The sequence below is a fragment of the Hutsoniella sourekii ATCC 700629 genome, assembly GCF_000518205.1.
Lineage (GTDB): Bacteria > Bacillota > Bacilli > Lactobacillales > Aerococcaceae > Hutsoniella > Hutsoniella sourekii.
This window is the reverse complement of the sequence record NZ_JADD01000039.1, coordinates 1-12601: the sequence shown is the minus strand read 5'-3', so window position 1 is coordinate 12601 and position 12601 is coordinate 1. Positions and strand designations below refer to the sequence as shown.

General features: G+C 39.1%; 14 protein-coding genes, 1 pseudogene and 2 other annotated features. Of the genes and pseudogenes, 2 read left to right on the top strand and 13 right to left on the bottom strand.

Annotated features, from left to right (window positions below):
* Window positions 1–435: transposase (locus tag T408_RS12030; protein ID WP_157060786.1), on the top strand; the 435-nt coding region annotated here is incomplete at its 5' end.
* Here the strand turns inward: T408_RS12030 and rpmA are convergent.
* From rpmA to T408_RS0108520, 13 genes are all read right to left on the bottom strand, one after another.
* Window positions 377–658 carry a 50S ribosomal protein L27 gene (gene rpmA, locus T408_RS0108580; RefSeq protein WP_028119561.1) on the bottom strand — a complete coding sequence of 94 codons (282 nt, stop codon included), beginning with the start codon at window positions 656–658 and terminating at the stop codon, window positions 377–379. The genes T408_RS12030 and rpmA overlap by 59 nt on opposite strands.
* Window positions 659–673: 15 nt before the next feature.
* Window positions 674–1018, bottom strand: coding sequence for a ribosomal-processing cysteine protease Prp (locus T408_RS0108575; RefSeq protein WP_028119560.1), 345 nt, complete (start codon window positions 1016–1018; stop codon window positions 674–676).
* On the bottom strand, window positions 1018–1326 hold the full coding sequence (rplU, locus tag T408_RS0108570) for a 50S ribosomal protein L21 (RefSeq protein ID WP_028119559.1): 309 nt from the start codon (window positions 1324–1326) through the stop codon (window positions 1018–1020). The genes T408_RS0108575 and rplU overlap by 1 nt, the downstream gene beginning before the upstream one ends.
* Before the next feature lie 35 nt (window positions 1327–1361).
* Window positions 1362–1433: a sequence feature (ribosomal protein L21 leader region), on the bottom strand.
* Window positions 1434–1507: 74 nt separating this feature from the next.
* The gene (locus T408_RS11320; RefSeq protein WP_051444860.1) at window positions 1508–2419 is read right to left on the bottom strand and encodes a magnesium transporter CorA family protein; all 912 of its coding nucleotides are present in this window, start codon (window positions 2417–2419) and stop codon (window positions 1508–1510) included.
* Between the two features lie 13 nt (window positions 2420–2432).
* Window positions 2433–3812: a M20/M25/M40 family metallo-hydrolase gene (locus tag T408_RS0108560; RefSeq protein ID WP_028119558.1), complete on the bottom strand. Its 1380-nt coding sequence runs from the start codon at window positions 3810–3812 to the stop codon at window positions 2433–2435.
* Between the two features lie 62 nt (window positions 3813–3874).
* Window positions 3875–4684: a transporter substrate-binding domain-containing protein gene (locus T408_RS11315; RefSeq protein WP_051444859.1), complete on the bottom strand. Its 810-nt coding sequence runs from the start codon at window positions 4682–4684 to the stop codon at window positions 3875–3877.
* A gap of 85 nt (window positions 4685–4769) precedes the next feature.
* Complete coding sequence (gene mreD / locus T408_RS0108550; RefSeq protein ID WP_035420496.1) at window positions 4770–5315, bottom strand: rod shape-determining protein MreD; 546 nt, start codon at window positions 5313–5315, stop codon at window positions 4770–4772.
* Window positions 5312–6319, bottom strand: a complete 1008-nt coding sequence (gene mreC, locus T408_RS11310) for a rod shape-determining protein MreC (protein WP_084544005.1) — start codon at window positions 6317–6319, stop codon at window positions 5312–5314. The genes mreD and mreC overlap by 4 nt, the downstream gene beginning before the upstream one ends.
* A 37-nt stretch (window positions 6320–6356) precedes the next feature.
* Window positions 6357–7361, bottom strand: coding sequence for a rod shape-determining protein (mreB, locus tag T408_RS0108540; protein WP_028119556.1), 1005 nt, complete (start codon window positions 7359–7361; stop codon window positions 6357–6359).
* Between the two features lie 282 nt (window positions 7362–7643).
* Window positions 7644–7844: a cold-shock protein gene (locus tag T408_RS0108535; RefSeq protein ID WP_028119555.1), complete on the bottom strand. Its 201-nt coding sequence runs from the start codon at window positions 7842–7844 to the stop codon at window positions 7644–7646.
* Window positions 7845–8029: 185 nt separating this feature from the next.
* Entirely contained in the window at window positions 8030–8362 is a 333-nt protein-coding gene (locus T408_RS0108530) for a hypothetical protein (protein WP_028119554.1), read from the bottom strand.
* A gap of 10 nt (window positions 8363–8372) precedes the next feature.
* Window positions 8373–9062, bottom strand: coding sequence for a RadC family protein (gene radC, locus T408_RS0108525; RefSeq protein WP_084544009.1), 690 nt, complete (start codon window positions 9060–9062; stop codon window positions 8373–8375).
* Window positions 9063–9305: 243 nt separating this feature from the next.
* On the bottom strand, window positions 9306–11939 hold the full coding sequence (locus T408_RS0108520) for a valine--tRNA ligase (RefSeq protein ID WP_028119552.1): 2634 nt from the start codon (window positions 11937–11939) through the stop codon (window positions 9306–9308).
* 39 nt (window positions 11940–11978) lie between these two features.
* Window positions 11979–12180, bottom strand: a binding site (T-box leader).
* 255 nt (window positions 12181–12435) lie between these two features.
* On the opposite strand from T408_RS0108520, the pseudogene T408_RS12235 reads away from it, so the two are divergent.
* Window positions 12436–12601: pseudogene (locus T408_RS12235) on the top strand (IS1182 family transposase); the annotation flags it as partial.

The following is a 12601-nucleotide window of genomic DNA, read 5'->3' as shown; positions in this document are numbered from 1 at the left end:
AATCAAAATCTGATCGAATCCGCACTCACCCCTAAAGGGTATCTTAGGAAGGTAACCATCAATCCGGAGTGGGAGTACTACAAAGCCAAGCAACGAGAGCTCTTGTCAGATCCAGAATACAGCTTAATATACAGCCTTCGAAAAACGGATGTGGAACCCGCATTCGGACATTTGAAGGCGAATTTAGGGTTCAACCGATTCCATGTAAGAGGAATTGATAAGGTTCATAATGAGATTGGACTGGCGTTAATGGCCACGAACATGAGAAAATTGGCTCTGATCTTTAGAACAAATCAAAAGACCCAGCATTTTTATTCTTGTCGAATAAAAATCTGGGTTTTTTTGAGGACTTACCTTACAGCCTCCTTGGATAAAATTAAGCAACTGGATAAACAGATACTTGTTTACGGTTGCGTCCTTTACGTTCAAATTTAACAACGCCATCACATAAAGCGAATAAAGTATCATCGCCACCGCGACCAACGTTTACACCTGGATGAATCTTAGTTCCACGTTGACGGTAAATAATTGATCCACCGTGGATCGTCTCACCATCAGCAGCTTTAGCTCCTAAACGTTTCGCTTGAGAGTCACGACCGTTGGCAGTAGAACCGCCACCTTTTTTAGTTGCGAATAGTTGTAAGTTTAACTTTAACATATCGAGCACCTCCTGTTAGTATTCATAATTGTCCTTGACCTGAACAAATTCCGGATAAGATTCTGCTATCACACTCAATGCTAAATGCAAGTGTTGCATTAACAACTGACTAGCCTGAATCTGATTCTTGCTGTGGCTATCATCCAATTGGACAGATAAATAACCGCCTTCACTCTCATTAACCTCAACTTGAACCGGATAATGGAGAATGTGCTGAAGCGAATTCTCTACCGATATCACTTGAGAAGAAACAGCAGCACAGACAATATCATAGCCAGCATCGGCGTAACCGGCATGACCAGTCACGGTTACCCTCTGAATTTGATCTGGTTGGTTGAAATCAAAGTTTATTTGAATCATTAAGCATTAATTGCGTTAATTGTAAGTTTTGTATAAGGTTGACGATGACCCTTCTTAGTATGAGAGTCTTTACGACGACGGTATTTGAAGATAGTAATTTTCTTGCCGCGTCCTTGCTTTTCAACAGTTGCTTCAACTGTAGCTCCTTCAACTAATGGAGTTCCAACTTTAGCATTGTCTCCTCCAACAAAAACTACTTCATCAAAAGTCACCTTATCTCCTTCTTGAGCATCTAATTTCTCAACAAAGATTGTTTGACCTTCTTCAACTTTTACTTGTTTTCCGCCTGTTTTAATAATTGCGTACATTCAAGCACCTCCTATTTTATTTTTCGAAGCATAGCTTCTACACCGAGACTCGCCACGTTACGTGGGATGGTCCACTTAAAACGTAATATGTGCGGTTGCAGTTTGTGGTGCACAAATACAACAAGACTATACTATCAAAAACTCCTTAAAGGGTCAAGATATTTATCAAGAAACACTAGCTTTAATTATCAAAGGAATCATTCATAAATTTAGCCAAGGCAATTGAAATCAAAATAGTAATAACAATAGTTCCTATCCAGGCAAAGGGACCGTCATCAATGGGAAGCTCCATATTCATCCCAAAGAAACCCGTTACAATTGTAGGAACTGTCAATAAGATTGAAAGTACGGTTAGAATACGCATGGTTTCATTAAGGTTGTTATTTAGCACGCTATTATAAGTGTTTGATAATTGAGCCAATATTTCAGAAGATAATTCAGTCATTTCAACTAATTGCTTGGCTTCAATCACGGTGTCTTCTAATTGTTCCTCTTCTTCTTCGGTGATGGTGCGGATAAATTGTCGAGTTGTCAACTGATCAAATAAAGCTGCGTTTTGTCTGGCAGCGGTTCTAAAATAAGTAATACCTGTCTCTAAATCTGATAAATGGAATAAATTCTTCCGGGTCGTGCGCTCTCTTAGTTCATTAGATAAATGAATTCGTTCCCGGTCCATCGATTCAACGAGCGGGAAGTATCTCTTAGTAACTAAATACAGCGTTTGAAAAAGAAACTTCGTTAGACTTTCTTTTTCGTGTCTAGAAATATAGCGTTTCATCTCCTCAACAACATAGCCATTTTGATCATTCGAAATGGTGATCATCGTCTGATCCTTAATGAAAAAGGTCATCGGCATAATATTATAGTGGAAATCACTAATGTCCCGGCTCGCAACGTTATAAATGATAATAAACATATCGTTATCGTCATCATATTCAATCCGGGCACGTTCATTATCATCCAGGGCATAAACTAAAGCTTCTTCACTGATTCCTGTTTCATCGCTCACTTGTGAGATATTTTTGATCTCACTTTCATTAAGATTAAACCAAGCGTACTCTTTATGTGGACCGAATCTTTGTACTAAAGACACTCAATCACTCCTTTTATATAGTTGCTAAAGCTAGATAAGCCTCGGTCAGTATTTGACCTAATAAGCTTATCAAATCTAAGGTCATATATTCATCCCGTTGGTGGGCCAAGTTAGCCATTCCACTTTCGTCAAAATGAGTGCCAAAGGCGACCCCACGTTCTTGAAACACTTTGCAATAAGTCAAGCCAGCACTATAAAAGGGTTGTCGCTTTAAGTTTGGCAGGTTTCTTTGGCACACTTCTAATAAGGCTTGAACATAATCATTTTCTAATGATACTTGAGTTACAGGCATATCAAAGTGGCAACTGATATTTTCTGGTTGGAGATGACTTTCCAGTCTTTCCTGTAATTCTTCACGCGTTAAGGGATCCGGGTAGCGAATATCAATCACTAGTTCAAAATAATCAGCGCTTAATTGAATCTGCGAAGGGTTCAAGCAAACCGCTCCCATAGGTGAATAGTAGGGCTCTAATCCAAGTCCTGTACCATGAGGATCGGCTAAGGCTTGATAGTAGGGTTCCGCCCAAGTTTGGTCCAAGTGATTAGTTAAGAATGCAAAGGATCTGGTGAGTGCATTATCGCCTAGATCTACTTTTGAACTATGGGCTGCCTTTCCAGAGACTATTAATAGATGATCTTTTAACTGGAAATGGTGGTCCAAGTCGGGCATTATCGACTTCACTCGCTGATAACCTTCAGGGGTTAAACCTATCTCTACATGATCGCAGACAATATTTTCAGAGTTAGAAGTAGACATAAATTCAATCATTGACGAATGATAGCATCCCTTAACAGTGAATGTTGCATCGCCAAATTCACCTAGACAGATCGGAAAAGAAGAGTCAGGAGTAAACATGAAATCCGGCAATCCTTCTTGCTCAACATAATAGACCATATCTTGCATGGTCCGCTCTTCATCAGTACCAATCACTACTTGGAGATCATTGAAGCGGGATACGGGTAAGTCCTTTATAAATATTAAGCTAACCAGCATCAGCCAAACTTGAGTCTTCATATCTTGACTACCACGCGCATAAATTTTACCTTGGTCTATTTGGGCACCGAAGGGAGGATAGTGCCACTGGTTATCCACACTGACCACATCAATATGTCCAACTCCATCTATACGCTTCTTACTATTTGTCTTAGCATTAGCCGGTAAGCTGACTGTCAAGTAATAGCCATCCCCCCATTGGGTCGCTAATCCTCTTTGTTTGGCAAAAGTTTCCAACCATCTCAAACAATCATGAATGGCCATCCCGTAAGGAGCCTGATCTTGGATGCTTGTATCATCATAAATGGTTGGGAATTGTAACAACTTCTGTAAACCAGATACGATCCAATCCAAATTTTCACGGTACCAATCATTTATTTGACCTTGATTACTATCCATCTTATCACCTCAATAGAATAAAGCTCATTCCATTATACCATGGAATGAGCTTGATAGTTGTCTTAATTTGAGCCTTGGGCGTTTAATTGAATATAGTGGTCAACCCACTGGTCGATTGTTCCCTCAGCCATTTGTTCCTTGAGAACTTCATTTATAACAGCTAGTAAATCTTGACTCTCCTTAGCAGTCACAACTGAAATCCCCTGATCCTGATTTTCAATTTCAAGATCTGATAAGATGGTCAACTTATCAGGATGTTGGGCCACAAATTGTTGAGCCACTAAGCTATCAAACAAAGCCAGATCTAAGCGATTCACCAAAATAGCTTGAATCAAATCAGGGTTATCACTCATCATCGTCAGCTCAGCGTTCGGAATAAATTCCTTGGCTAGGCCTTCTTGGATGGAACCTTTTTGCACACCCACGCGATGTTTCTCAATATCTTCAAAGCTTTGGAAATGATCCGCTATTTCTTTTGACGTTACAAATTGATTAGCATTTGAATAATAGACCTCGGAAAAAGCAACCTCTTTTGCTCTTTCTTCAGTGTAGGCCATTCCTGCTAAAACCATATCAACTTTACCCGTTTTAACACTTTGAACTAAACTATCAAAGCTAGTATTAACTATTTTTAATTGGACCCCTAATTTTTCAGCAATCTTTTGTGCCAATTCAATATCAACACCAACTTCTTTTTCCTTACCATCTTCTAATACAACCCATTCAAAGGGGGGAAAGTCCGCACTAGTTCCCATGACAATTTCCCCGCGGTCCTTAATTTCTTCAACAGTAATTGCTTTAGCTTGGTTGATTGGAACAAAGGCTAAAACAAGTAAAAACAATATAGTCGATAGTTTCACTAACTTTTTCATATTTGATCCTCCAAAATTAAATTTTAATTAGTTTACCATTTAATGCTCTTTTAATCAAAAATAAAAAAGAGGCAGGGCCTCTTTTTTAAAATAATTTAAACTTAGTATAGCCTAACCAACCCAATAGAGAGTTGGTTGGAAAATATAACAAGATAAAAGCCACAATATTAAATATTAGCGTTGGACCCAAGCGATTTACCAAGAATAGACTGCCAGCTAATTGCGTGACTCCCAGTTCACTGTAAAATAAATAAACCAAAATATCAACAAAACTAATGGCAACAATAAATAGCATCAGGTGGATCCAAACATTGTGTGGGAAAAATTTCTTAGACTTATGAATGATATAAGTCGTGATTAAATAAATCACTCCGTATAAACCCAGAAAGGTCGTGTTATATCCATCATAAAAGAGACCGGCTAAAAAACTCCACGGTAAAATACTGCTATCTCTGAGAAAAAAAGCAAAAGTGACAATCCAATAAAGTGTTAAATGTGGAATAATCACTTGATTATGACCTAAGAAAGCAACAGGGAATACAGCAGGCAAAGCTGAATCGAAGATAGTAGTCAAAAATAAGATAAATGGGATCGTCCACCGAATTCTTTGGCTCCGTGTCGACTTGATCATGAAACGGCCTCCCCTTCTTCTTGACTCGCTTGATCAGCTGGTTCAAGTGGCTCAGCAGTAGGATCTTCAAGTTCTGAAGCTTCTGGTTCAGCAGAATTAACTGATCCATCCCCTTCCCTTGCTTCAGGTGAGGATGATTCCGCACCGGAGTCAAGCACCGGAAGAGTGGCTGGCCCTGTTTGGCGCTTAATAATAGTCACAAATCGAATATCCGTTAACTCACCAGCAGGCATGATCTCTACCACTTGGAACAAACCATGGTCATCTGTTGAGGTTTTAACAACTTCACCTATTAATAATGAAGACGGAATAATTCCTCCCAAGCCGGATGTAATCACCATGTCTCCTGCTTCAATTTTGGCTTCAGGGTTCACTTGGGTCATGATGTAATGGCCGCTAGAAGGATCATAACCTGAAATAATTCCATTGGCCGAGCTATTGTCTCGAGTTTGAATCGACGCAGCGACTTTTCCTTCGTTAGATTGTTGAGAAGTCAAGAGCACTACTTTGGAGCTAGTTGGATTGACTTCAATGACCCGTCCGATCAGACCATTTCCAGCCATAACAGCCATATCTTCTTCTACCCCTTGATTGGAACCAACGTTGACAGTCAAAGTTTCAATCCATTGGTCTGGGTTACGTGAAATAACTGTCCCATGGATAATTTCATAGTTACTAAGAATTTCTGATAGATCAAGCTCTTGTCGCATCTTCTCATTTTCAGCTTCTAAGTCGGCAATTCTAACTTGTAGCTCATTTACTTGATTAATACTCTTTTTAAGCTTTTGATTTTCTTCATGTGTATTAATCAACTCATCAACCGAGTCCACAAATCCAACTACTCCATTAGCAGGTGCTGAAAAGATCCGTCCAACCCAACCACCTGCATCATTGACTGCTCCTGTCACCACATTGTGAGATCCATTTAATAAAGTAAAGGTAATTAAGGCTGCTATCGCAATACCTGATAGAAGAAGTGCGATTAATTTTTTATTATTTAACATCTGGAACCCCATTTCTATTCTGATAATGATTCATTTATTAATCCTTAATTGTTTCTAAATGATCGACAAGTCGACCCGCTCCGATAGCCACAGCATCGATAGGCGCTGAGACTAAATCAAAAGTCAAGCCGATCTCATCAGACAAGCGTTCAGGTAGTCTTTTTAGTAGAGAAGCTCCCCCACTAAGAAGAACACCTCCGTCCATCAGATCAACCATCATCTCCGGCGGTGTTACTTGAAGCACCTGCTTGATGGCAGTAACAATTTCTTGGATCACTTCATCTAGTGCCAAAGCTACAATCTCAGCCCTAATTAATTGATGCTTAGGTTTACTATCGATAATTGTTAGACCATCAATCAATAATTGGTCGTCCTTATCTACTTCACTATATTGGGCATTGCCAATCTCTTCCTTAAGTTTTCTGGCAGTTTCAATTGAGATTACTAGCTGGTACTGATTACGAATGTAGGTTTGTATTGCTTCATCCATCCGGTTACCAGCAGCACGGATCGTAAGCTTATCAACAATATCATTGTAAGATATGGTTGCGATATCAGTCGTTCCTCCACCAATATCGACTATCATTCGTCCCTTGGCCTGATTAATGGCTAAGTCGGATCCAATAGCTGCTGCAAAAGGTTCTTCAACAATGGAGGCCTTTTGAACCCCCAAATCGCGAATCACCTCAACAACTGCCTGACGTTCAACTTTGGAGATCGTACTAGGAATACAAATCACCACTTCCGGCTTCCGAAACGATTTCTTGATAAAATTTGATAGAAAATGTGCCAACAATTCTTTGGTTAAGGTGAAATTATGAATGACCCCATCTTTAATGGGGCGGATAATCTCAATTTGATCCATATTACTGCGACCGATGAGGGCTTCCGCTTCGCGACCAAATGCAAGAATTTCCTGGCTTTCTCTATCTATAGCTAAAAGGGTCGGTTCTTTTAGAAAAATCCCTTTATCTCTAAGGTAAATGATCGTATTAACCGTTCCTAAATCTATTCCCAAACCTTGCTTCTTGAAAATAGACATATCCAAGCCCCCTTTTGCATCAGATGAATACTCCAATCATTATAGCAAATATCAAGTAGGAAATGCCACCAAACTTTACTTGATAAACTAGAAATTACTAGTTATTAGAGTCAAGCTGAAAAATTTTTCAAGGAAAAAGTCCCTAAGTCGCCAAAGGGTTATTACCCTCATTTTACTACTTAGGGAAGTTAATTAAATTTCTCAGGAATGATGAGTATTAATTCTTCATATATATATTTATGAGTAAAATAAAAAAACCAGACCGAAGTCTGGTTAACTGAATTATAATTTTTCAACATTAGCTGCTTGAGGGCCACGTTCTCCTTCTTCAATCTCGAATGAAACTTCTTGACCTTCTTCTAAAGTCTTGAAACCTTCACCCTGGATCGCAGAAAAATGAACGAATACATCTGCTTCACCTTCACGTTCGATGAAACCAAAGCCTTTATCAGCGTTAAACCATTTTACTTTACCTTGTGCCATAATCTTACCTCCTCTTTCATATTTATTCTTGATAGGGTACGAAAGAGAGCTTATTAGGCTACACCTCAACAACTAATTGCAGTATTTATCTTAAACTTATCAATCAATAATAACTTCAAGCAAATATTCTTACCTATTACAAAAACATAAGTTTATTCTATCATAACCATAACTTATTACAAGTCTTATGATTCAGATTCAAACTTCAATTTCATTGATGGTATATATTGCTCAACAAGTGACTGATAATTCTCATGATGGAGCTTGTCAATCTCATCAAAATCATAAGGAATAATCTCAGCGACTTCTTCCAAGGTCATTTCTTTGTCTACCCAATAGTCAATCAAGGTTTTCAAAGCCAATACTTGTCCTAATGCCATTCCCTCAAGAATTCCATCGACTCTGCCGACTTTCAAGGCCCTCATGGCAATGGTCTGTTGGTCTTCACTAAGTTTATCAAAATCGACTTTTTCATTCTTTAATTCAAATTCCAAAGGCAGTAACCATTTATTTGTCATTTTATAGCTCCTAGTCTTCAAAAATATCGGTTTTTTCTTTTAAGCTTAAATATGCTTGATCGCCTATAATTAAATGATCCAATAATTCGATTCCCATCATTTCTCCACATAATCTAAGCCGTCTCGTAAAGATTAAGTCAGCATGTGAAGGCTCTGTATTCCCAGAAGGATGGTTGTGGGCAACGATTAGTCGGGCCGTTGGATACCTAACCGCCTCTTTAAAAATTTCTCTAGGATGAGCAACAGAAGTGTTTATGGTTCCTTTAAATATCGTTCGATATCTGATTATTTCATTTTTACTATTCAAAAATAGAACAGTCATCACTTCTTGTTGCAAATGTCCCATTTCTTTGATCAGCCACTGACCGGCTAAGTGAGTAGATGTAACTTTTCCATGCTTGGGTAAATGGCTAGAGGCAATCCTGACTCCTAATTCGATCGCTGCTTTTAATTCGATCGCCTTTATCGGCCCAATACCTTTAACTGATTCGTACTCATCCAGGCTAGCATTTTTTATATCTTGAAGGTTTTCAAATTTCATCAAGAAATACATCGCTAACTCCATAACGTTATAATCCTTCGTTCCCGTACGAAACAAAATGGCTAGTAACTCCTGATTCGATAAGGCTGCGGCCCCGTATATTTTCAGTCTTTCTCTGGGACGCACGTCTTCGGGAACTTCTTGCACGTAAGATTTTATTTTCAACAAACAACCCCTTTCTGTCCCTCTATTATATAAATACACATTTTTTCGAAAAATACATTAAAAATTTTTATTTTTGTCTTTTGATTACAATATTAATCATTAATTGTACATTTAACACAAAGAGTGATGAACGATAACAAAACTCAAGCCTCACACTGGTTGAAGAAAATTATCCTTTACCAATGTGAGGCTTGTGTTAATTTTGATTATGATTTATTTCATTTTGGGAAATATTACTTAAATTAATTCCTGTAATTGCTTGATTTGATCTTCAACCGCTTTGAGTTGCTTATGATAGTCTTCACCTTTCGTTTTTTCTTCAGCTACAACCTTTTCAGGAGCCTTGGCAACAAAGTTTTGGTTGGCTAATTTCTTTTCAACCCGTTCGACTTCTTTTCTTAACTTAACTGCTTCAGCTTCCAAGCGTTTGATCTCATCTTCAACCTTCACCAAACCCAACAATGGCATCATGATTTGAGCAAAAGAAGTTGTTTGAGTGACAACTTGGTCAGAAATTTGTAAATCTTCATCAATTATTAGTTGGGATGGATTACAGAAGCGTTCCAAATAGGCTTGATTTTGAACTAGGATATCCTTGGTAGTTGAACTGTCAACTTTAATATAAATATCAACTTCTTTAGATAGAGGGGTGTTCATTTCATTTCTAATCAAGCGAACTGAACGAATGACTTCAATTAATTGTTGCATGGCCTCTTCGGCTTGTAAATTTTTCCAATCTTCTACAATTTGAGGGTATTCACTAACAACAATAGATTGACCATGAGGGGCAATATGTTGCCAAATTTCTTCAGTAACAAACGGCATGATAGGATGCAAGAGTCGTAAAAATTGGTCCAAAACATAAATCAATACACTTTGCGTGGTTTGATTATTACTTGAACTATCTTGTAAAGCTTCTTTGGTCATTTCGATATACCAGTCACAATAGTCATCCCAAATAAAATGATACAGAATCCGACCCGCTTCACCAAATTCAAAACGGTCAAACAAACGAGTCACGTCTTCTATCACCGCTTGAAGACGCGATAAGATCCACCGGTCTGCAATTGTCAGATCATCACCGATATGAATATTATCGATTGTCATTCCTTCGTCCAAGTTTAGTAAAACATATCTCGAAGCATTCCATATCTTATTGATAAAGTTCCAGGCTGCAGCCATCCGATCTGGGCTATAGCGGATATCTTGACCTGGTGTAGAACCGTTAGCCAAGAACCAACGTAAAGCATCCACCCCATATTCATCAATAACATCCATTGGGTCGATTCCGTTCCCGAGAGACTTGGACATCTTACGCCCTTCTGGATCTCGAATGAGACCATGAATAAGTACATTATTGAACGGACGGCGTCCCGTAAACTCCAAAGATTGGAAGATCATTCGGCTCACCCAGAAGAAGATAATATCATAGCCTGTAACCAAGGTGTTGGTTGGGAAGTATCGCTCTAAGTCGTGCGTTTCCTCAGGCCATCCCAGCGTTGAGAATGGTAACAAGGCTGACGAGAACCAGGTATCTAATACATCCGGATCCTGTTCCCAATTTTCCTCGTCTTGAGGCGGCTGTGTGCCTACATAAACTTCACCTGTTTGCTTATGATACCAAGCTGGAATCTGATGTCCCCACCATAACTGACGGGAAATAACCCAATCATGGACATTCTCCATCCATTGAAGGAAAGTATGGTTAAATCGTGGCGGGTAGAAATTAACCGCATCTTCACTGGATTGATTGTCGATAGCTGCTTGGGCGAGGGGCTTCATCTTAACAAACCATTGAGTAGATAAGTAAGGTTCAACTACAGCTCCGGATCGCTCTGAATGGCCAACCGAATGAAGGTGCTCTTCAACCTTAATCAGATAGCCTTCAGCCTCTAAGTCAGCGACAATTTGCTTACGAGCTTCAAAACGATCCAAGCCAGCATATTTACCGCCCCGATCGTTGATTGATCCATCCTTGTTCATTACGTTGACTCGAGGTAAATTATGACGATTACCCACTTCAAAGTCATTAGGATCGTGGGCAGGTGTAATTTTAACTACACCGGTTCCAAATTCACGATCTACATAGTCATCGGCTACCACCGGAATTTCTTTATTGACCAGAGGCAGGAGAACTTTCTGACCAATTAAGTGTTGGTAGCGTTCATCTTCTGGATGCACAGCAATGGCAGTGTCTCCTAACATGGTTTCAGGGCGGGTGGTAGCAATTTCAACCGATTCATCACTGCCAACAGTTGGATAATTTATATGGTAGAAGGCACCTTGCACTTCCTTGTGTTCAACCTCAATATCCGACAAAGCCGTTTGCGCTTCTGGATCCCAGTTTATAATATACTCACCACGATATATGAGACCCTTCTTATACAATTGGACAAATACTTCTTTTACTGCCCGACTTAAATACTCATCCAGGGTAAAGTATTCTCTTGAGTAATCAACAGAAATCCCCATCTTGGCCCATTGCTGACGAATGATACCGGCATATTCTTCTTTCCATTTCCAAGTTTTCTCTAAGAACTTATCTCGCCCTAATTCTCGTCCAGAAATTCCCTGGTGACGCAAACGTTCTTCTACCTTTGCTTGAGTGGCAATTCCTGCATGGTCCATACCTGGTAACCAGACCGTATCATATCCTTGCATCCGTTTTTGACGGATAATCATATCTTGTAAGGTTACATCCCAAGCATGTCCTAAGTGCAATTTCCCTGTCACATTGGGAGGTGGGATCACAATCGAATAAGGCTCTGCTGCTGGATCTTCGCTTGGTTTAAATACATCCGCGTCCAACCATTTTTGATAGCGTCCTTCCTCAACTTGATTGGGATTATATTTGGTAGACATTTCCTTCATTAAATTCCTCCTCAAAATAAAAAAGTCCTATTTCTAAAGAAATAGGACGTCAATAACGTGGTACCACCTAAATTTAGATTCTATAGAATCTCTCAAACTTTGATAACGAAGAAGTCTCCGTAAAATACTACTATTACCTTCATATTTTAAAGCTCCGAGCTACTTTCATTAGCATGAGAACTTGCAGCCTAGGTTCTCTCTCTGCTACTTGCTAATTACTTCCTCTCATCAACGCCATAACTATTGACCTACAGTTTATCATTAATTTGAGAGCGGAACAAGTCCAATCGAGTAGAGCTCGCTTCACCATTTAGAATGCTCTATTTAAATCGATGGGCTATTAATTGAGGCTGTAAGATAAGTCAATCTAAAACCCACCAAGAGTGTTGATATATCAACATTCTTGGTGGGCTTTATGGTATAATTAAGTTAGTAAAATTAAAAAACAGAGGATCGGACCCTCTGTTTAAAGATAATCCAGAAAGGACTACCTCCAATGTGTAACCATTATAACATAAACCAACTCACTTTAGAACTCTCAACTCAATATTCTCCAGAATCCAATCATATTGTCTGGACCATTCACGAATTTGTTGAAGACTTAGAAATTCATCACCCCTATCTCTTTGGTCGACCGAGAGAGTATGATTTTTCCATGTTAT